The following is a 20,688-nucleotide window of genomic DNA, read 5'->3' on the forward strand; positions in this document are numbered from 1 at the left end:
AGGAATTGAATACGGCTTTTCTGGCTGCGATTAAGAAAGGAAATGTCGCGATTGTTGAGCGTTTCTTACAAGCAGGAGTAGATCAAAATTTAAGAGCAGGGGATGGATATACGCCATTGATGCAGACTTCTCGCGATGGACGAGAACAGGTTGTCGAAGTTCTGCTAACAGCCGGGGCTGATGTCAACGCTGTTTCGGAAGAGAATGATACCGCTTTGATATTGGCCGCTGAAAAAGACAGAAGAAAAGTGATCGCTTTATTGTTAGCTGCGCAAGCCAATGTCAATGCAAAAAGAACTAATGGTATGACAGCACTTTTACTGGCGGCGCAAGAAGGCCATCAACAAACTATTCAAGTCTTGATCAAGGCGAATGCCGAGGTCAATTATCAGTTGGAGAATGGTGCGACGGCATTAATGCTGGCTGTTCAGAATGGTCATCTGGGGGCAGTCCATTCGTTGATAGCGGCAAATGCCAATGTCAATGTTAAAGCAAGTAATGGCGTAACTCCGCTAATGCTGGCTGAACGTTATCGCTATCGGGAAATTATTGAATTGTTAAAGAAATCCGGTGCCAAATAGCAAACATTAATGCATAACTTCTAATCAAGTTGTTATAGTACTCCGGCTTGATATTGTTAAACTAAGGAAATAAGGGAAATTATAAATGAAACTTTTAGCTGTCCTATTACTAGCTGCTGCAGCTTTACTACTTACTGGTTGCGGTGAAGAATCAAAAAGTGATAAATCAGAAATCAGTGCATCACCTATACCTACAAATGAAGTAACCAAGCTGGGTGAAATTCCATCGTTCATAGGCGAAGGGTTGACCAATGAAGAAAAGGCAGAGCTAAAAGAACAAATTTTGCCTGCAGGAGTAGGCGATGTTAAAACAGCCGAAGAAAAATTTAAAGCTTTAATGGAAGATGCTAAAGCGGGAAATCCTGCTGCCCAGAACGGTCTGGGTGTTATGTATTATACCGGTGAAGCGGTCTCAAAGAGTCCGTCTGGTCAATTGTTGGACAATGACCCTGAAGTGGCGGCCGGGTGGTTCTTTCGTGCGGCAGAGCAAGGTTACGCGGATGCACAATTTAATCTGGGGCTCATGTATGCAAATGGTGAAGGTATCTCACAAGATATGTTACAGGCTGCCGAACTCTTTAAGAAAGCTGCAGAACAAGGTCACGTGGATGCACAAAATAATTTAGGTGCCATGTACTATACTGGGGAAGGGGTGGAAAGGGATGAGAAGAAAGCTGTTGAGTGGTTTGAAAAAGCGGCAGCTCAAGGTAATGAAGATGCTCGTGCAAACCTGGAAGCCATAAAAGCATCAGGCAAATAATCGGGTGACTTTATACCCGATTGGATTATCAGAGGTAGGGTTTTAACATGCCTTCTACATGAAGCATTTATAATGCGATACTTTGTTTGAGTTTTTGAAGTTAGCGTAGCGCACCATTTTTAGTTTTTTGCACTTATTCTCGCGTTCTTGCCGCGAGGATAAGTGCAGGACAGGCGAAGAAAATTTTTTTATAACAACGAAAGCTCAATTTCTGCAGTTTGTTCAGATAGGACAACTCAGGCAATGGTTACTTCTTTGGATAAATACACGTCCTGAATTGCATGGAGTAATTTGACACCTTCATCGAAAGGTTTCTGGAACGCCTTCCGGCCGGAGATTAAACCCATACCGCCCGCCCGCTTGTTGATGACTGCAGTTCGAATTGCCTGGCGCAGATCATCGCTACCAGATTCGCCGCCAGAATTTATCATGCCTATCCTTCCCATGTAACAATTCGCTACCTGATAGCGTACCAGATCAATCGGATGGTCCGTGGTGAGCTCGCTATATACTCTGGGGTGAGTTTTGCCAAACTTAATTGCGTTATATCCGCCGTTATTGGTTGCCATTTTTTGCTTGACGATATCAGCACCGATGGTTACGGCCAGATGATTAGCCTGACCAGTCAGATCTGCGCTGACATGGTAATCCTTGTCAGAAGTTTTAAAAGCGTTGTTACGTGTATAAGCCCATAATATGGTTACCATTCCGAGGTTATGCGCATGCTCGAATGCTGCCGAAACTTCCTGGATCTGCCGCCGTGATTCCTCTGAACCAAAAAAAACCGTTGCGCCTACTGCGCAAGCACCCATATTGAAAGCCTGATTGACACTGGCAAAAAGTGTTTGGTCGAACTTATTCGGATAAGTCAGCAACTCATTGTGATTAATTTTAAGAATCATGGGAATCTTGTGTGCATACTGTCGTGATACGATGCCCAACACACCCAATGTGGAAGCGACTCCGTTACAGCCGCCTTCAATGGCAAGTTCAACAATGTGCTTGGGATCAAAGAACATTGGGTTGGGTGCGAATGATGCGCCTGCTGAGTGCTCAACGCCTTGATCGACAGGCAAAAGTGATAAATAGCCTGTGCCTGCTAAACGCCCGTGGTTATATAGCGCTTGGAGATTACGTAGCACACTTGGCTTTCGATTGCTGAACGCCATTACGCGATCAATGAAATCAGCACCAGGTAGTTGTAGATCATGCCTGGGTATAGTAGTACAGACATGCTTGAGAAGAAAGTCACTTTCTTTGTTCAGAATGCTAATAATATCTGTCATTTTTTCTCCTGATGAGGGTTCTTGCTGCATAATTTCAGATCGATCGAGAGTAAGTAATCATAGCTGAAGCGTAGGATCGCTGAAATAAGAATTTTTCTTATTTCTTAAGGAAGCTCTGATTAAGTCATTTATAGAGCTATGATCATATCTGGTGTATGACAGGAGATGAGAGCGGTTTAATCTGTTGATAAAGATCTGCCCAGATCAACTATCAAAATAAGGAGAATACCGCAATGACAGATAATAATGTTTTTAAACCGAATAAACCAGACCACTACCGGGTCATGCGTTTTGGTCGATAACAGTTTTCTCGGATAGTTTCTCCAGAACAACTGTTGATTGATACTTTTTCAGGGTTGATTAATTATCGTATCGGGATTATTTTTTAGCACTAAAAGATAGTGGACTGGTGGCAACACATTTGTATCGAGATCAAATCCATTTAAAAGTGGATATCTATCCGGAAACTCCGGGAAATCTTTTACTTGAAAGGATATGCAACAATAATTGATTTAACTTGCGATTCCCCGTGGTCTTGCCACGGGGATAGGTGCAGGGCGCGCGGAGCAAATTTATTCACCGGGTTGTAATGTAACGGGCACCTCAATTCTCTCACCCCTTCGTAACACGGTGATCTTGATGGTATCGCCAACTTTGTGGCTATCTATTCGAGCGAGCAGTTTCTCAACGGAATCAGTGGGTTTATTCTCAAGCTCCACGATAATATCATTCGCGATGATATTGCCTTCCGGCGTGATCGTCGCACCTTGCAGTCCGGCCGTATCTGCTGCGGATCCAGGGCTGATGTTCAAGATGACGACACCTGTTAATTTCAAATGCTGAGTCAGACGGCTATTGAGTTTGCTATCAACAGTAATACCCATTGCCGGACGGATATATTTTCCGCGGCTGATGATTTGAGGAACTACGCGATTGACGGTATCGACCGGAACAGAAAATCCAATGCCGGCACTGGCGCCGCTGGGGCTATAAATGGCGGTATTGATGCCGATCAGGCGGCCTGCAGAATCCAACAATGGGCCACCGGAATTACCTGGATTAATGGCAGCATCGGTTTGAATCAGATTGTCGATGGTTCGGCCATCCCCACCGGGCAATGAACGATCCAGTGCGGAAACAATGCCAGTGGTCAGTGTCCAGTCCAGACCGAAGGGATTGCCGATCGCGAATACTTTCTGGCCCACTTTGAGGTCGTGGCTGGTGCCGATCGGAACCGGCGCGGGGCGCTGGAAGCCGATACCGATTCTCAGCACGGCGATGTCGTGCGCCGGGCTGGCGCCAACCAGGGAAGCCTTGTAATCACGCCCATCAGCCAGACGCACGATAGCCTCACTGGCGCCTTTGATGACATGGAGGTTGGTAATGATATGTCCATTATCGTCCCAGATAAAGCCTGATCCGGTGCCGCTGGGAACGGAAAAGATGTTGCGTGTCCAGGCATCCATGACACGTTGGCGTGTGGTGATAAATACGACTGAGTCACGCGAATTCTCAAATAATTCAATCGTGCTTTTCTCGTCTTCGGCCAAATTGCCACGCGCCTGGACTACTCGCGGCTCGGTATTTTCCTGCTTGTCCTTACCGCTGAAATAGTCCGGGTGCAAAATATCCGGGAAATAATGATATAGGAAGCTATGGAAAAATAACGCCAGCAATATGGCTGCAAGTGAGACCCAGATTAGACGGGATAGAAATCCGTTATTGGGCATAGGTGTTTGCTCCTTCAAAATTTATCATTATTTGTTGTGTGCTTGCGCCCACCGTACCAGATCCTGTTCGCTCATGGCGCCCGATTGTCTGGCGATTTCCTGGCCACTTTTAAACAGTGCCAAAGTTGGAATACTGCGAATGTTGTAACGAGCCGCTAAGCCTTGTTCTTCTTCCGTGTTCACCTTGGCAAGGCGCATCCCCGGTTCTAGCAAAGCGGCAGCTTTGGTGAATGCAGGTGCCATCATGCGGCACGGACCGCACCACGGTGCCCAAAAATCGACCAATACCGGAATATCGTTGTTCGCGATATGCCGGTTGAAATGACTCTCCGTCAGCTCAACTGGCTGGGCGGCGAATAATGCCTGATGACAAGACCCGCAGTTGGGCGTTGCACCGAGGCGACCTGCCGGTACGCGATTGGTGGCGTGACAGTGCGGACACACGATATGTAAAGACATGAATAGTTTTCCTGTTTAATTCGTTTGGCTGACAGATGCTTTGTTAATCTTCATTCAATTCGGATGCTTTTAGGCGGGCGCGTAGCACTTCAATTTCTTCGAGCAGATCGGCGACCAAGCCGGCTAGTTCCGGGTTACTTTCAAAATCCCGCTCAATCGCTATGATTCTCTTGACCCGCATAAAACTGCGGCTATCAAATATCCATGTGGCAGGATCGCTAGTGATGGAGTCTTTATCCAGCAACAAGCCCCATTGAACGCGCTCAATAATCCATTCACGGTTGATCTGGCAACTTCTCGCCAGTTCATCCAGATTGAGCATGGCATCCTCAAGTAAAATGGCATCGATTTCATGCGACATGATTTAGACTCCGAGATTCTGGCGTGGATTAAAAGCGAGTTCCTGCGCCATAGTTTGGTAAAACTCGCGTTCTTTGGGGGTAGTAGCGGGCGGTAGCACAACTTCCAACACCAGATATAGGTCGCCGGGTGTGGCAGCCGGGATGCCGCGTCCTTTCAAGCGCAATTTGCGGCCTGATTGAGAATTTTCCGGCACTCGCACTTCCACCTGGCCATCCGGTACCGGTATTTTAACCGTTGCACCCAGTGCTGCTTCCCACGGTGCAACCGGTAACGTAGCATAGATATCTTTATTTTCAATCCGGTAACGGTTGTGCGGTTTGAAATGAACTTCCAGGAACAAATCTCCGGCGGCTTCCCCGGAATGGCCCGGACCACCCTGTCCGGCAAGCCGGATCACCTGCCCGCCATGTACCCCTTTGGGAATGCGAACATTCAACATGTGGTCGGCGAGCACGGTGCGTCCCTGACTATCGAGTTTAGGCATGCGCAGTGTCAGGCTGCGCGTGGCGCCGTGATAGGTATCTTCCAGATCGAGCATTATTTTTGCGTGATGGTCTTCGCCGCGCATCCGTTGGTGGGCTTGCCGGGCACCAGCACCCATTTGCTTGCCGAATAATTCCGCAAAGAAATCACTGAAATCAGCAGCCTGTGCACCGTTAGATCCTTGCCCACGGAATTCAAAACCGGCATCCCAGCCGGGAGGCGGTTGAAAATCACTGCCTGGCTGGAATCCTCGTCCTTGTCCCAATTGGTCATAAGCCGCGCGTTTTTCCGGATCGGAAAGTACCGCATTGGCTTCATTGACTTCTTTCATTTTCTGTTCGGCGTCGGTTTCCTTGGAAACATCCGGATGATACTTGCGCGCGAGGCGGCGGTATGCTTTCTTGATTTCTTCCGCCGTTGCATCGCGCGAAACGCCAAGTGTCTTATAGTAATCCTTGAATTCCAAATTAATTCTCCCCGTTTATCACGCAGTCACGCCATGAACATTATTGCTGCTTTAAACCAAATAGTGAAGTTTCATTTACGCACACAAAACCTGTTGCAGTTTCCGGGATAAATGGGACCACTGAACGGATTTATCAAGTGCCGGAAAAAGCTTTAGAGTACTGCAATCAGAATGGGCCAGTTATTTCAAAGGTTATGCCGTTTTCACTAAGCCCGGTTTTACCGCGTTGTGAACTGAAATATAAGCGCGAGCCGTCAGGACTGAAAGCGGGGCCAGTTATTTCTGAGCGGTCATGACCTGCCACCTGTAACAAGGGCAAAACCTTGCCTGCAATCAGCACAACAATCTGCATATCGCCGCCATCTTCAGCTACCAGCAAATCTCCCGCAGCATTGGTAATGATATTATCCACGCCGGTTAATACTGGTCGTAGATATAAAGCCGCATTGTAGACGACACTGAAGTGATGCTGTCGCACAGTATAAGCCCACACCCGGTCATCGCCTTTGGTGGTGAAGTAGACTATACCCTGGTGATACCAGATACCTTCGCCGCCATTAAACCGGGTGCTGTTGGCAATTTGTTTGCGCGTCGGTGTTGTGATTGCTAGTGGATCAGGCAGTGTATGCCAACGCACTGCGCCAATAGGGCCTTCGACGACCTCGGCGACTTCCAAGAAACCATCCTCCAGATTGGGATTCCCGGCAGCATCAAATGAGCGTGCGGTATAGCGATATAAACAACCATCGGACTGATCTTCAGTTAGATACAGTTGCATGTTTCGCGTATCCACGGCCACCGCTTCATGCTTGAAAAAACCCAAAGCGCTTCTGATTTGAGCTGCTTTCCGGCCAAACGGATCGCATTCCCACACCTTGCCTTTTTCAATTTCTTCGCACGACAGCCATGTTTGCCATGGGGTATGCCCCCCGGAGCAATTGCGATTAGTCTGACTCAGAATCGAATACGCATCTATAATTTCTCCCTGAGCATTGAAACGTAATGCCCCCACGCCACCCGCTTGATTATCCAGTTCGCTATTGGAAACATAAATCCAACCGCCATCAGCAGTAGCAAAAACAGCGCCACCATCCGGTGCAGCATGCCAGGTATAGCCAAAAAGTGTTTGTCCCGAATGCGCTACGATACGGGAAGTAAAACCTGCTGGCAGACGCACACCATTCTGATCCGGTGGCAGCAGCTCTCCGCGTGCTGCCAAAGATAATGACAAGGATGCCGCCTTCAGCGGAGACGGTAACAAAGCATTACCAAAGAAAGCACCCAGCCCCATGAAACCGTGTTGCAATAATTTGCGCCGACGCGGGTTAAATGTGTTCATACTGAGAAATTCATGTAGTAAATCCAAGCAATGGATACATGGGAGATAGTTTACAATGTTGCGCTGTCAAGGAATCTCTAAATAACCGTCATTTCTAGCGCAGCGAGAAATCTATCGTGTTGATTGCCAAAGACTCCTCACTGTGTTCGGAATGACGAATGTGCATTATTCAGAGCTTTCACAAATGTCTATTAATATAAAAAGCGTATTGCAATGATTCAAATACTAAAACCAATTGTATCTCTACTGATGTTTTTGACGGTGCTATTTTTTATTAGCACGATTTTAACGATCACCACCAGTTCTCCTTTCTGGCTCAGCGCGGCTTTGTCACTTGCCTGTGCATCGCTGGCCGCATGGTTTACCTGGAAACTGGTATCTGGCGAAAAAGCGAACACCATTATTGCCGTCATCGGTGGCGCATTGATTCTGGGCGGATTGTTTTTTGTTATCGGTTTTTTAGGACCTATGGCCATCTCGAAAGACACTGACCAGGGACCGATGATCGGAATTTTTATAGCCGCACCATTAGGCGTGGTTATCGGTGCAATCAGTGGCTACATTTATGCTTCTCGGCAGAACACTGGTGTGGGCGAACGATAACCTCCTAAAGTTTGGTTATTCAATACTTAAACCACATGAGATGAATAAAATTTCAATTATTGATCTCGCTTATGATGATGGGAGGGGAATAAAAAAAACAATAAACAGCTTCCTTAGATTTTTAAGCCGCTTTACGATTTCCAGTGATTGTGAAATAGTAATTCTTGCAATGGACATTCTTCTGCACAGCCTTCCAATCTTAACATCGGAATCCGTTAGGATCAGGTGCCGAATCACGAATTCAGATTACAAAACAAAATATATTCATCGACAATATTCTCAATTCGCGACCTGTCCCCGTGTTTTTCTGGTGACGGTGGCGCAGTTCCAAACATTTATAAATGACAGCGGTTTTGAAACAGGCGATCCCGACGCTTTGAAAGCTGATGGAAATACCCCGGTAGCCCGGATTTCTCAACCAGAAGCGCTGAGATTTTGTGACTGGCTGACCCGGCGCTGGCGAAAAACTGGATTGCTCCCGGAAGGGTGGCGGGTAACTTTGCCTAACGAGCCGGAATGGGAAAAAGCTGCACGGGGCGGTTTGCGTATTCCTGTTGCACCCTCAATAATTGCTATTGAGGTGCTTTCATCTAAAGATCTTACTTTTCATTGTTCTATGCAACCCAATCCTGAGCCCCATCGGCGATAACCGTGGGGAAATGAAATTGACGAGGAATGCGCGAATTATGCTATGAAAGCCGGTGGCGTTTCGACGCCCGGTATATACTTTAATGGTGTCAGTCCTTATGGTTGTCATGATTTGGCGGGCAATGTCTGGGAGTGGACGCGCTCTGAACGGGGGAATTACCCCTATCCAAATGTTGGTACGGCAGAATGGAAGCAGCGGGAAAGAGAAGATCCTGCCGTTTGCGTGTTGCGCGGCGGTGCGTTCTTCGACCTTCACGATGTCGTGCGGTGTGCTGTTCGCAGCCGCTCCGAGCCAGGCGACCGTAACCACGTTATTGGGTTTCGCGTTGTTTTGTCCCCATTACGCTGACCGATGAAATCTCTGGACGATGAGACGCTGATATGAGCGATGCAAAGCCGCAGCAAATGCCGATTTTCAGTAAAACCTATGATTTTCTGGTGTGGTTGCTGCAGGCAACCCGGCATTTTCCGAAAATGCATCGCCATGATTTTACCAAACGCTTGCTGGATGCGGCATTTGATTTGCGAGGAGCTATCTGAAAGGCGCTATCGGCGATCGCATCAACCTGCTGCCGCCTGGAATCTGAAACAATGGCTGCTGGCCATTTTTTGGCTCTTTTTCCCATGGCGAAAACTGCAAATTTATCGGATTCCTTGATGGAAATTTAAACTACCAGGGCATGCATTTTAGTAGGCAACAGTTTTCTCGGGTAGCTTTTCCAGAACAACTGTCGTTTGATACTTTTTCAGGAACGACTAGCTAACGGTCATTGAAATAACAAGATGCATGAGGTTCCGAATAGGGGCATTTAACGAAGATATTCACCGGAACGTTCTGGTTGATAGGTGACTTCTTCAATACGCACTTGCAACATTCCGCCGCCGGGCTTCGGCCACTCAATTTCATCTCCCTGGGAAAGACCAAGCAGTGCACTACCTACAGGCGCAAGTATAGAAATTGTACCGCCCTTGGCATCAACATCTTTGGGATATACCAGAGTTAAATAAAACTCTTGGGAAGTAGATTCGATGCTGAATCTTACAGTTGAATTCATTGTCACCACGGTTGACGGAATCTTCTCGGGATCTACCACTTCAGCACGGGCAAGCTCAGCTTCCAAATCATCCTTACCTGGGAATGCAGAATCAGGCAATGATTCCATAAGCTTTTCCAGTCTAATTGTGTCGAGCGATGAAATTATAATCTTTGGTTTAGTAGTCATTTTATTCTAAATGGGGGGTGTTATAAATTCAGGGTATGGCATCTTTACTATTCCGGCACATCATTCAACTTTGCGAATTTTGGTTTGAGCGTGCTAATTTTCAGTTTTTATGTAAACATCATTATTTCAAATAGTTACTTGGTTATTCGCCCTTTTTGTGCAAAATTCAGGTTAGAAAGGAATCGTAGCATCCAACGAGAACAAGAATTGATCCTTCCTGCCATCAAACGGCCGGAATGCCATATCGATGCCGTCTGCCCTGTCGTAGCGAATGTTTTTACGGATACTGATATTGCGCATCGGTTTCCAGACAATTTTCAATCGTTTAGATGGTTTCCAGTTCATACCCAGCGTGACTGCGTAATAATCTGCGGGTGCACCAATAAAAGGTGTGTTGCCCGCATAGCTGATCCCTTTGTTGTTCAGTGCGGAAAGTATCCGATAAGGCGAAAAAACACGCCAGCCGTTCCGGTCATGAAATCGCTCAGCACGTATGCCTATGGATAAATCACGGAAAAGATCATAGGTCAGGTGCGTGTTGATGCTATACCATGCTGCATTTTGGATTCCTCCGGGCAGGCTAATATTACTTGTCCAGCCATGAGTATGGTTTAAGACCCAATGGGTCTTGGGTGTGATCCAATGTTGCAGGACAGTGCTGTACATTATCCAAGGTTCATTGACCGCTGTTTGTCCGTATGTTCCACCGAGTGCTACCGAAGTTTTTTGATCATTACTGTTCCAGCGAATATTGGCTAATCCTCCCCAGTTATCTAATTGTTTATCGAAACCGCCATCCCAACCGCCGGTCGCACTGCCCGTGGTTGCGCCACCTTGAACTGTCCAATTTTGATTGATTGTATAACTGCCTAAGAAGCCTGTGTGGGTGAACGGTTCACCACTGTTAAGAATATAAGCACGGGTGTAAAAGAAGTTGTCGGGAGCAGGGACAGTTTCATAACCAAGCGGTGAATAAAAATGACCGGCTTTAATATTGAGACCATTTCCGACCGGCAGGTAAGTTTCAAGGTAAGCTTGAGGAAGCGCAATTCCATAAGTGCGGGTCGATTTGCAGCATAAATTCAGATCCCAGTTACCCCTGTCCGATGGTTCGCCGGTATTCTCATCGAAGGCTGATATACCAAAAGCTTGTGCATAGATAGCATCTGTTCCAAATAAGAAATCGAAACGGCCGCCAATATCCCATTTCTTGCCTTCTGATTCCACGTTGCGCTGCAAAAAAAGATTGAGCTGATTTAACTGAAATCGATTGGCTCGATCCGCAAAAGTAACGGCACCATTGAAGCCATCCGATGGATTATTGGCATTGTAGGTCGCGCCACCGTTGATCCAGCCGCCCAATTCCAAACCACTTTCCTTGAACAGGTTGGTCATGCGATTCGCATGTGCATTACTCAAATTCAATAGAACCGAAAACAAAATCCCTATCCAAATGTATAGCATTTGATTATTTTTTCTGCTGTACGATTCATTTTTTTAAATTCTCTTCTCAAAGTGGGTCGTACCTTAGCTCAGTCAAGTCAATGGCGCATACCGGGAAAACCATTATTCTTTATTAAGAGAAACCACTAGAATCGCATTCCGCTTTGTAGAAGGATTTATGATTATTTAGATAGAATGAGGGGTGATCCCGCTAAGAATCACTGCAGGAAAAGCAAAACGCCCAGGTTCAAGAAACCAAGGGCGCTTTGAATAGGTGGTGTTGGAAATCAAGTAATTCTTACTGAATTCTTATTACCTAATAAAACCAAGATCTTTGTCCTTATTGAATTTATAGGCTCTTCACAAGTTGTTTGAGTGCGAATTTTTCTTAGTCTTGGTCGTGCGGTTGTCTTTCTGGCTAGGAATTTCTGCTGGCTTGGCATATTCGCGTTGCAGTAATTCTGCTGCTATCTTCCGATGAAAGTGGGCATGTTTTTGTGCCTCTTGCGCAGCTTGTTCGTAATAACGTAAATTGGCCGAGGCATGTGATTGGAAATCCTGCCCCCCTCGCCCATAGTATTGGCTTTTATCTTCATAGTGTTGCAAGGCTTTCTTTTTTTCTGCTGCTTTTGCCGCCATTTCTTTGGCTACGTCGTCATAGTAATTAGCCAACCTATCATGATCGCTATAAGTTTTTGCATTCTGTGCCAGCTTCCTACCATCATCATCTTGTGCTTCTAAATGACCCAGTTGTGCACACGCAACCAATAGAGAAAGCAAAGGTAAAACTACAAGATAGTTTCTCAGTTTTATGCTCATGATTTGTAACTCCAAGTAGAACAATATGGGGGCATACTATCTGAGTCAATAGAGTCATGTATATTGGGGAAACTATTGTTCTTTACTAAGGAAAACTATTAAGAAATATTTTGCTTGGTAAAATGACGATGGTTACCTTTCTGATAAACAGAGTATTTTTAACTTCTTACTGGAAATCTGACGTGTGGATTGTTGAGGAATGCACTGCATAAAATCAGTCAGAGGGTAATGACTTGGAAACTTTTCAATGAGGTAAATGGCATTGCAGATCAGATAGAGGTATCAGTCAATAGCAAATTACATTTCATAACAGCATTCAGTCTAAAGCCTGGCCTATTTTAAAGATCGGTCCCAGTAAGGCATATCTCCGACGTGTTCTGACAAGAAATTAATAAAAGAGCTTACCTTTTTCGGCAAATGCCTGCTTGGAAGATAACAGGCATAAATATGACGTTCTACCGACAGATATTCCGGAAGTGCTGCCTGGAGCCGGCCTTTTTGTAATTCCATGCCAATAGTATAAGTAGGTAACAAAGCGATTCCTAATCCATGAAGCGCTGCCTGAGCAAGCGCATCATTATCGTTGATACGTAAGGTCCCTGATACTGGAATCTTGATCTTTCCCTCCGGCCCGATGAAGCGCCAGTAGCTTTGTTCGGCTGAGAGCGCACAATCGAGACAGTTATGTTTCACCAGATCTTCTGGTGTTTGTGGTACACCCCATTGCTGGAAGTATTGCGGGGTTGCACATAATATGCGGCGCACAGGCGCAATCTTACGAGCTACTAGATTGGGATCAGGCTCGTTTGTCACACGAATTTGTACATCATATCCCTCTTCGATCAAGTCGCCTGGGCGATCGGTAATGGTCAATTCAACTTTTATTTTAGGGTAGCGAGCAAGAAAACAAGGGAGTGCGGGAGCGACGTGGCGCGTGCCAAAAGAACTCGGCACACTCACTTTCAGTGTTCCGCGCGGCTCAGCATGAAGGCTGTTGACTACTTGTTCGGCATGTTCAGCCTCCACCAGGATACGTGCCACATGCTCTGAGAGCGCGATACCTGTCTCAGTCAAGCTAAGGTGTCGCGTACTGCGTAGAAGTAATCGTGTACTAAGATCCTTCTCAAGTTTGGCGACGGCTTTGCTGACCGCTGCACGAGAAATATTCATGCGACGTGCCGCTTCCGCAAAACTACCTGCCTCCACGACTCGTGCAAAAATGATGAAAAGGTTAAGATCTTGCATAATGTCATTGTATCCAATTTGGAAACAAAATGTTTCATTTTTTGGTACTACTCTCTGGAGTATTCTCTCTATATTATCTCTTCCAAGGTGAGACATCTATATTAGATACCGTATATAAATTATGGTTATTGCTGTAATTAAAAGACTAATATTTATTCTGGCCTTAATTAGCGCGTTCTTAATCACTTAAAGTGATGTCCTTTCGGTTGATCAGTTAAGGATCCTATTGTCAACCTGATAGAGCGTATTATTAATAAGGTTATTTTTCAAGTAAGACGCACAGTATTTATTACTTGCATAAATAATCAATCAATGTATTACAAGGAGTAAAACTTATGGAAACCAAAGAGTTATTAAAATCACCGCAGTTATTTGTAGTTTATGCAACTACTATTCTTTACACCATTACGTTCTATTTAGCGGCAGTTATAGCGCCGTCGACTGATAAAGCTGTATGGGGCCTGCAAGGAATAAATCAGATTGTTAAGGTAGAAACAAATAGTCTTACTCGTTCTCAAGTAGTGCGGAATAACAGTTCAGGATAACCCTGATATGGATCGTGCCCCCGCATTTGTCAGAATGCAAATCGTTGCAGGAAAGCAAAGAGCTTCGGCGGGGGCATTTGGACCAAAGTATGCGGTTAAGGGAAACAATATAAATGATTACAAGGAGTAAAATTTATGAGGATCAAGGACTTATTACAAAAACCTCAGTTATTTGAAGTTTATGCAATTATTGTTTTTTATACAGTCACGTTCTCTATAATTCTATTAAGCGGCAGTTATAGCGGCGTCTACTGATAATGCGGTATGGAACTCACAAGGCATACGCCAGATTGCTCTGGCCGAGCCTTCTCAAAACCGGACTATGGAACGACCACATTCGGCTCGGCTTCCGTACGTTAAACCGGTGACTATTAGAGCACCGATATGGTTTTGAAACCCTTCTTTTGCAAGAATCTAAAGCGGGGAGAGTAACCAGATCGTTGCCATGCCATATTTTACAAATACCATGAGCGCTATCAAAATTAAACGGGTATACGAAACCGCTGCAAAAGATGAGTACAGGATTTTGGTGGATAGATTGTGGCCTCGAGGATTGACTAAAGAGCAAGCAGCAATTGATTTGTGGCTAAAAGAGATTGCGCCTTCGCCAGGATTACGTCAGTGGTTTAGGCATGATCCAGAAAAATTCCTTGAATTTCGCACTCGTTATGTTGAAGAACTTGCACAAAATCCTACGGTAGTAATTCTTTCAAGCTTATTAGCCAAGCATAAGAATATAGCCTTGGTATATGCAGCTAACAATGAGGATATCAATCATGCTGCCGTGCTAAAGGGATTTATGGAATCAATATAGATAGCGGTTACGCATGCCAGTTATACGCTTCGTTAATTCTATTTACCTAGAAAAGAAGTGTTGTCTAATGGTTTTCTTTAGGGAAAAACCATGGTTTCCTTAATATACACTTAACATTTACCGAAATAAGATGGTTTCGTCTCCTTGTGTCTTAGGGGAATTATCATGAAAGCACAAGAGAGTGTAGGTATCAACGAAACTGTTGGTAACTGTATGGCAAGGCATCTCATAATATTACTTAATGGCGATCAGGCTTTTTTGGGAAAAACAAATGAATGATTCAATACTAATGAAAAGATTCGAAATCGTTATCGGAGTAGGGCATCTCAATCATCTAATGGAATTATTAGAAAGATCCGGGGTGTGTGGATATACAGTTCTCAAGAATGCAGGGGGCCTTGGTTCACAAGGCATACGAAACCCAGATGATGTGCTCATCACCGATGAAAATGCTGTAATAATTCTCGCATGTAAAGAAGAGCAAGCACAGATATTGCTAAATGAACTGCGGCCAGCAATGAAAAGCTTTAGTGGTATGTGCCTGATTTCAGATTGCTATGCATAAATACATTAAGAAATTGATCGAGGGGGCTGCCGTGGTAATGTATGCATAGATACGATGGATACATTATCGTAAGCAGCTATCGATAAACAAGACTCATCGCCGGTAACTTGACCGTTGAAAATTCAGTATCCCTATAATTCTAATTGGTATTATTATTTTTTAAGAAAAATGCTCAAACCTACGAATGATAAGAGCTTATCCGGTTTGTGAAATCTCATTCAACAGTTAGCCGTGATATTGCCTAATTATTCATTTTATAAAATATAGAACGGTGTGAATAAATGGTTTCGGAAGGTAATGCGCGCTAAACACCGGATTCATGCCATGCATTACCGAATAAATTTTCTACGAAACTTGGGCGTGAATTATCCGGGTCAAGTTTGTTCCTTCTCTCAAAAGCATCATGAATCCATTTCTGAACGATAAACGGATCAGCATCCCAATCGTAAATACTGGCAAAGCCGCATTTAATGTTGTCATACAATCTTGGTGGAATAGTATATTGATTGTATTTAGTTATGTCGTTCCGAGGGTATGTGGGAAGAATTATCCCGAGCAACCCCGATCCCGGGCTGTTTTGTGTCTTTATGACACTTGCCCCAATCTCCCAGTCTACATGTCTTCGTTTCCAAGTCTCTGAGCCAATGAGTACAACTGTAACCGCTGAGTCTCTTAGATACTCATCTCTTATCTTTTGTCGTATTGTTTCCGCATCGAGATTAGCATCTATGTTTCCAATTTGAGCCGGTTTCATAATTACTACGTCTTGATTGGCCAAAAGAATTTCCTCGAAATGATTTCGATATTCCTGATCTTCAATGGAATGATTGTAGCTCACATAAACTTTATACTGGGGCTCGGGAAACATATTTCTTTCAGGTACATGGTTCATGGCAGCTTCCTAAAGAAATGGAGGGTGGAAAATTTAATACATTGCGCTCAGATTAAAAGAGTGGCTTCCGGAAGATCTTCTAAGGGTGTGTTGCGTTTGCAATTACGTGGATATGTTTTTCATCGATTCTTGCCAGTATTAAGTCATCAGCTACGCGCTTAGTTACGGCAATATCAGGGGCAAGAAAATAGATTCGTCGCATGATAACCTCCTAAAATTTGGTTATTCAATACTTAAACCACATGAGATGAATAAAATTTCAATTATTGATCTCGTTCATGATGATAGGAGAGGAGAATAAAAAAAACAATAAGCAGTTTCTTTAGATTTTTAAGCCGCTTTACGATTTCCAGTGATTGTGAAATAGTAATTCTTGCAATGGACGTTCTTCTGCCCAGCCTTCCATTTTTAACATCGGAATCCGTTAGGATCAGGTGCCGAATCACGAATTCAGATTACAAAACAAAATATATTCATCGACAATATTTTCAATTCGCGACCTGTCCCCGTGTTTGAAACTGCATCACGAGCTGGGTATTCCTGCAGAATCTCTGATAAAACAACCCGGACAAATACGGCACTGAAGAAACACTTACTTAGATCAATTGAGTCTGACCCCAATGATTTAAGCGGCAGGTCGAAAACGCTTCCGTAGTTACAGGCAGGGACAGGTCTAGAATTGAGAATGCGGTTGATGCAGAAGTAAGATCTTTGTTTTTTTCCATTTCGGATTTGTGATTCGATAGCGGAATATCCTGTAGGAATAACAAACTTGACCGTTGCAAGCCGCAATACACTCAAACAACATTTTCGTTCTTTGATCGAGCTCGGTTATTTGTATCAGTGCGGCAGTGGGCAGGTGTGTGGTATGACTCGTGTTAATTTAATTGCTAGCTCAGTTCCAGAAGGTACGAAAATTCGGCGGTTGCTTGATTTAGTGCACGCGCACTAACCAAGTGTTAAAGTCCAAAGACATCCCATCACGCTGCAGGTATTATTGCGGATATTCAAACCAAATCGCACTATCATTAATTCTCTAGTTGTTATTTACTAAAAGGATCTAATGGAAACGAAATTCGATTCCAAATCACCCGTAAAATACCCTCGCTACGGAGCAAATTTATGAAACGACGCATTTTGTTACAAAGTCTTGCCGTGGCGGCCGTGTTTCCATTGATTCCCGCATGCTTTCGGGCACAAGTCATTGGGGAGGCCTCCAGTCCGATTACACCCTTAAACAAGCCGCATGAAGCATGGCGCGGGTTGGTCTCGCTCAAAGCTTATAAGATTTTGTTTGAGGAAGAAACCGAACGGCCGGAATCCAGTAATCTGGTTTATGAGGATCGCGAAGGTACCTTTATTTGCGCAGCATGCTATCTGCCGTTATTTGAAAGTTCATCTAAATATGAAAGCAATACCGGCTGGCCAAGTTTTACCCAGCCTATCGCTGGGCACATAGCAACTAAACTTGATTTCAAGATGATCAAGCCGCGCACGGAATACCACTGCGTGCGCTGTGGGGGACATCAAGGCCATGTATTTAATGATGGTCCGCCGCCACGTGGAGAGCGCTGGTGCAACAACGGCACTGCGCTGAAGTTTGTGCCAAAAGACGAACAACTGCCAACGCTCAGGAGCTGATCGGTTGATTGCGCGTCAGGGACATTGCTCCTGTAAAATTAAGGCAAATCGCATCGCTTAATTCCGATAACCCGGAACGCAAGTCCATAAACCGATTACAAATAGTCAAAATACTATGGGTGCAGCGATATCAATACCTTTCATGGGCGAAAATCAAACTGCTCAAAATGGATTTGTTGTTCGGGCACACCTTGTTCCTGCAACCAGTCAGTAACTTTCTCTACCAGTAATGGCGGCCCGCAGAGGTAGATTTGCCGCTCATTTAAATCATCGATATTTGCAAGCCAGGTAAATAACGGCGTTGGGTCCTTTTCCATCGTGAGGGAGTGCACATGGAATAACGCTTGATCTGTTGCATAGGCTCGCAATTCTTCCTCATAAGGAACCTGTTCAGGTCCACGGTGCACATAGACCAGATCGGTTTTCTGCGTGACCAAATGACTACGCAACATGGCTAGGAATGGCGTAACACCAATGCCGCCTGCAATCCAAACTGCTGGTGACGATGGCCGGTCCAGTAAAAAAATCCCATAAGGTCCTTGCAGGCGGACAGCCACACCCGGCCCAAGTGTTTGAATATGTTTCGTACAATCACCCAACGCTTTAACACTGAGCGATAAACTGCCATCTTCAGCGATTTTGCTGACCGTGTAAGGATGAAATTCACCACAGCCCTGGAAAAGCGGCCCCTCAAAAAAAGCCGCGTTGACAAATTGACCCTGGGCAATGCTTATCGGCTTGGCCAGTGGACGCAACATTACCTCCGTAATGCGTTCCGATGGATGAGAAACCGTACTGACTTCGTAAGGAAAGGAACCAGCACCATAATCGTTACGCACTAGCCGCCAGCTCATAGCAACCACGGTAATCAACAAAACGATCGTCAGGCTGACAGAAAAACCACTGGCGATCCAGATATGTCCCAAACCGATCAGCATAGCGACCACTAACAACATGTGCAGACGCCGCCACCAACTATAGGGCAGACGCAGCGAGAAAGATGCTGCCAAACCAAGCATGAAGCCGATCAATCCAATCCAGCCCATCCTATTCAGGATATCCGGATTAAAAGGTGACAGGTACTCCCATACGGTATCGAGATCAGCTTCGTAGTAACTGCTGGCCAGAATCAATGGGTGTGTTAATAGCAAGCCATACCCTGCCACGCTCATATTATGATGCCACTGATACATGCGTTGTAATCCGCCAAACCAAGCCGTCCAAACTGGCTCACGGATCATCAATAGTAAACTGGCGGAAATCAGTCCCATCCCAAGCCAGCCCGACAAAATACCGAATCCGTAGAGATTGAGCGGCAACGAAGAAATTACCATCAGTGCCGGCAACAATGCCGTCGCGATAATTACAATCTTTGTTACAACGCTCGCTTTTATCATGGGGATAGCTTACTCTTGTTTCAAAGTATTCTAGGAGTCTGTCATCATCTGGATGAATTGCTCAGAATGTTCTGATTATGAATCAATTAATTGGTTAGATATCCCCTCATGATGCCTCATCTCAAAACGGTTGATGGTAGTTTGTTACAATTCTTGATGCGGGCTGTTCCGGCAAGTGAAACCCGATTGCACCCGGCTCACCATTCTGCGCAATGAAGTGTCCTACCGGGGGATACTTACTCGAAAATAACCGGATTGGCTGAAGTGATCTCGCTCGTCAAAATGCAAGATTGGCTACAGTCATAATGTCTTCTAACTTTCTGAGGACACTATAGATAGTAGTCGTTCAGTATCCTGAAGCAATATTTTTGCTCATAAGGTTACAGATCTATGCCTTTCTGTGCCTGAATGCCAGCCCGAAAAGCATGTTTAATATCCGTCATTTCGGTGACGGTATCCGCAGCTTCACAGAGCGCCTCGGGTGCGCCGCGCCCGGTAATGACGACATGCTGCATGGGCGGGCGGTTTTTCAGATCGCCCAGTACTTTGGTTAAATCCAGCCAGCCAAACTTGAGCGGATAAGTCAGCTCGTCAAGTATGATTAGATCGAGCGACGGATCGCGTAGCATTTCCTGCACAATGGCCCAGCCGCGTTGCGCTGTTTCTGTATCGCGCTCCAGATTTCGCGTATCCCAGGTGAAGCCTTCACCCAGCACATGCCAGATGACATTTTCCTGTTTACGGAAAAAGGCTTCTTCACCAGTATCCGAGCGCCCTTTGATAAATTGCGCCACCCCCACGCGCATGCCATGACCCAGTGCCCGTGCAATCATGCCAAATGCCGAGCTGGATTTTCCCTTGCCATTACCGGTGTGAACCAGCAATAAGCCTTGTTCACGATCAGCGCGCGCAATCGCTGCATCGATTAATTCTTTTTTCCGCTGCATGCGTGTGCGGTGGCGCTCAGAGCGCTCGGAATCAACCATGCTGCTAACCCGCTGTGGTGTTGCGTGGATTAAATTGCTGAATAATCAACGTGAATAGCGTATGCATCACCACGGCGATGCCCAAATAGAAAACGAATGTCTCGATATAAAGCGGGAAGTATTTGATCACTTGCTCGATGAATTCGCTCACGGATGTTTCGGCAATACGACCGGAGAAAAAATAAAACCCGCCGCCGGAGAATAATTCACACAAAATTAAACCCGCCATGACACTGAGAGAAAGCGGCGCTACGGTATGCCATGTAAATTGGTATCGCTTGGCGTACCAGCGGCCAGCCAGCCATAACGAAGCATAAGCCGGTAGCAGGAACACATAAGCCGGTGTGATACAGAAATCACTAACGCCGCCCCAAGTATAAGCTGCAAAGTCCAACCACCA

General features: G+C 45.3%; 25 protein-coding genes. 10 read left to right on the top strand and 15 right to left on the bottom strand.

Going from position 1 to position 20,688, the window contains the following annotated elements; genetic code table 11:
- The coding region (locus tag K2P83_RS11650; protein ID WP_292929369.1) for an ankyrin repeat domain-containing protein at positions 1–581 on the top strand (581 nt) is incomplete at its 5' end.
- A gap of 85 nt (positions 582–666) precedes the next feature.
- On the top strand, positions 667–1,341 hold the full coding sequence (locus tag K2P83_RS11655; protein ID WP_292929371.1) for a tetratricopeptide repeat protein: 675 nt from the start codon (positions 667–669) through the stop codon (positions 1,339–1,341).
- 236 nt (positions 1,342–1,577) lie between these two features.
- On the opposite strand, the gene K2P83_RS11660 is transcribed toward K2P83_RS11655, so the two are convergent.
- From K2P83_RS11660 to K2P83_RS11685, 6 genes are all read right to left on the bottom strand, one after another.
- Positions 1,578–2,627: a class I fructose-bisphosphate aldolase gene (locus tag K2P83_RS11660; protein ID WP_292929373.1), complete on the bottom strand. Its 1,050-nt coding sequence runs from the start codon at positions 2,625–2,627 to the stop codon at positions 1,578–1,580.
- Between the two features lie 572 nt (positions 2,628–3,199).
- Positions 3,200–4,357 carry a trypsin-like peptidase domain-containing protein gene (locus tag K2P83_RS11665; RefSeq protein WP_292929375.1) on the bottom strand — a complete coding sequence of 386 codons (1,158 nt, stop codon included), beginning with the start codon at positions 4,355–4,357 and terminating at the stop codon, positions 3,200–3,202.
- Positions 4,358–4,384: 27 nt separating this feature from the next.
- On the bottom strand, positions 4,385–4,816 hold the full coding sequence (gene trxC, locus K2P83_RS11670; RefSeq protein ID WP_292929377.1) for a thioredoxin TrxC: 432 nt from the start codon (positions 4,814–4,816) through the stop codon (positions 4,385–4,387).
- 43 nt (positions 4,817–4,859) lie between these two features.
- The gene (locus tag K2P83_RS11675) at positions 4,860–5,177 is read right to left on the bottom strand and encodes a chaperone modulator CbpM (RefSeq protein WP_292929379.1); all 318 of its coding nucleotides are present in this window, start codon (positions 5,175–5,177) and stop codon (positions 4,860–4,862) included.
- A 3-nt stretch (positions 5,178–5,180) separates the two neighbouring features.
- A complete protein-coding gene (locus tag K2P83_RS11680) occupies positions 5,181–6,128 on the bottom strand; it encodes a DnaJ C-terminal domain-containing protein (protein WP_292929381.1) in 948 nt (315 codons plus the stop codon).
- Positions 6,129–6,294: 166 nt separating this feature from the next.
- Positions 6,295–7,467 carry an alkaline phosphatase PhoX gene (locus K2P83_RS11685; protein ID WP_292929383.1) on the bottom strand — a complete coding sequence of 391 codons (1,173 nt, stop codon included), beginning with the start codon at positions 7,465–7,467 and terminating at the stop codon, positions 6,295–6,297.
- A 213-nt stretch (positions 7,468–7,680) separates the two neighbouring features.
- Between K2P83_RS11685 and K2P83_RS11690 the strand changes: the two genes are divergently transcribed.
- Genes K2P83_RS11690 through K2P83_RS11705 form a run of 4 tightly spaced genes read left to right on the top strand, consistent with a single transcriptional unit; the run spans position 7,681 to position 9,258 of the window.
- Positions 7,681–8,070 carry a multidrug ABC transporter permease gene (locus K2P83_RS11690; protein WP_292929384.1) on the top strand — a complete coding sequence of 130 codons (390 nt, stop codon included), beginning with the start codon at positions 7,681–7,683 and terminating at the stop codon, positions 8,068–8,070.
- A 40-nt stretch (positions 8,071–8,110) separates the two neighbouring features.
- Complete coding sequence (locus K2P83_RS11695) at positions 8,111–8,719, top strand: SUMF1/EgtB/PvdO family nonheme iron enzyme (RefSeq protein ID WP_292929386.1); 609 nt, start codon at positions 8,111–8,113, stop codon at positions 8,717–8,719.
- A gap of 42 nt (positions 8,720–8,761) precedes the next feature.
- Positions 8,762–9,067, top strand: coding sequence for an SUMF1/EgtB/PvdO family nonheme iron enzyme (locus tag K2P83_RS11700; RefSeq protein WP_292929388.1), 306 nt, complete (start codon positions 8,762–8,764; stop codon positions 9,065–9,067).
- 32 nt (positions 9,068–9,099) lie between these two features.
- Positions 9,100–9,258 (top strand): hypothetical protein, encoded by a 159-nt coding sequence (locus tag K2P83_RS11705; RefSeq protein WP_292929390.1) that lies wholly within the window; start codon positions 9,100–9,102, stop codon positions 9,256–9,258.
- A gap of 269 nt (positions 9,259–9,527) precedes the next feature.
- Here K2P83_RS11705 and rnk read toward each other — a convergent pair whose 3' ends face one another.
- From rnk to K2P83_RS11725, 4 genes are all read right to left on the bottom strand, one after another.
- Positions 9,528–9,941 carry a nucleoside diphosphate kinase regulator gene (gene rnk / locus K2P83_RS11710; protein ID WP_292929392.1) on the bottom strand — a complete coding sequence of 138 codons (414 nt, stop codon included), beginning with the start codon at positions 9,939–9,941 and terminating at the stop codon, positions 9,528–9,530.
- Between the two features lie 171 nt (positions 9,942–10,112).
- Positions 10,113–11,405, bottom strand: coding sequence for a porin (locus tag K2P83_RS11715; RefSeq protein ID WP_292929394.1), 1,293 nt, complete (start codon positions 11,403–11,405; stop codon positions 10,113–10,115).
- A 339-nt stretch (positions 11,406–11,744) separates the two neighbouring features.
- Positions 11,745–12,203, bottom strand: coding sequence for a hypothetical protein (locus tag K2P83_RS11720; RefSeq protein ID WP_292929396.1), 459 nt, complete (start codon positions 12,201–12,203; stop codon positions 11,745–11,747).
- A gap of 333 nt (positions 12,204–12,536) precedes the next feature.
- The gene (locus tag K2P83_RS11725) at positions 12,537–13,448 is read right to left on the bottom strand and encodes a LysR family transcriptional regulator (RefSeq protein WP_292929398.1); all 912 of its coding nucleotides are present in this window, start codon (positions 13,446–13,448) and stop codon (positions 12,537–12,539) included.
- A gap of 335 nt (positions 13,449–13,783) precedes the next feature.
- Here K2P83_RS11725 and K2P83_RS11730 point away from each other — a divergent pair, with 335 nt between their 5' ends.
- The 3 genes from K2P83_RS11730 to K2P83_RS11740 all read left to right on the top strand — a co-directional run bounded on the left by K2P83_RS11730 (position 13,784) and on the right by K2P83_RS11740 (position 15,372).
- Entirely contained in the window at positions 13,784–13,993 is a 210-nt protein-coding gene (locus K2P83_RS11730) for a hypothetical protein (protein WP_292929400.1), read from the top strand.
- Between the two features lie 466 nt (positions 13,994–14,459).
- On the top strand, positions 14,460–14,807 hold the full coding sequence (locus K2P83_RS11735) for a DUF488 family protein (RefSeq protein WP_292929402.1): 348 nt from the start codon (positions 14,460–14,462) through the stop codon (positions 14,805–14,807).
- A gap of 271 nt (positions 14,808–15,078) precedes the next feature.
- On the top strand, positions 15,079–15,372 hold the full coding sequence (locus tag K2P83_RS11740) for a transcriptional regulator (RefSeq protein WP_292929404.1): 294 nt from the start codon (positions 15,079–15,081) through the stop codon (positions 15,370–15,372).
- A 304-nt stretch (positions 15,373–15,676) separates the two neighbouring features.
- On the opposite strand, the gene K2P83_RS11745 is transcribed toward K2P83_RS11740, so the two are convergent.
- Positions 15,677–16,264, bottom strand: coding sequence for a TIR domain-containing protein (locus K2P83_RS11745; protein WP_292929406.1), 588 nt, complete (start codon positions 16,262–16,264; stop codon positions 15,677–15,679).
- Between the two features lie 79 nt (positions 16,265–16,343).
- Positions 16,344–16,466, bottom strand: a complete 123-nt coding sequence (locus tag K2P83_RS11750; RefSeq protein WP_292929408.1) for a hypothetical protein — start codon at positions 16,464–16,466, stop codon at positions 16,344–16,346.
- A gap of 920 nt (positions 16,467–17,386) precedes the next feature.
- Between K2P83_RS11750 and msrB the strand changes: the two genes are divergently transcribed.
- Complete coding sequence (msrB, locus tag K2P83_RS11755; RefSeq protein ID WP_292929410.1) at positions 17,387–17,905, top strand: peptide-methionine (R)-S-oxide reductase MsrB; 519 nt, start codon at positions 17,387–17,389, stop codon at positions 17,903–17,905.
- A gap of 140 nt (positions 17,906–18,045) precedes the next feature.
- Here msrB and K2P83_RS11760 read toward each other — a convergent pair whose 3' ends face one another.
- The 3 genes from K2P83_RS11760 to K2P83_RS11770 form a co-directional block, all read right to left on the bottom strand.
- Positions 18,046–19,302: a ferric reductase-like transmembrane domain-containing protein gene (locus tag K2P83_RS11760; RefSeq protein WP_292929412.1), complete on the bottom strand. Its 1,257-nt coding sequence runs from the start codon at positions 19,300–19,302 to the stop codon at positions 18,046–18,048.
- Between the two features lie 380 nt (positions 19,303–19,682).
- A complete protein-coding gene (gene cobO, locus K2P83_RS11765) occupies positions 19,683–20,288 on the bottom strand; it encodes a cob(I)yrinic acid a,c-diamide adenosyltransferase (protein WP_292929414.1) in 606 nt (201 codons plus the stop codon).
- A gap of 4 nt (positions 20,289–20,292) precedes the next feature.
- A partial coding sequence (locus K2P83_RS11770; RefSeq protein WP_292929416.1) for a hypothetical protein occupies positions 20,293–20,688 on the bottom strand: 396 nt, incomplete at its 5' end.

The organism is Nitrosomonas sp., assembly GCF_019752415.1.
Classification (GTDB): Bacteria; Pseudomonadota; Gammaproteobacteria; order Burkholderiales; family Nitrosomonadaceae; genus Nitrosomonas.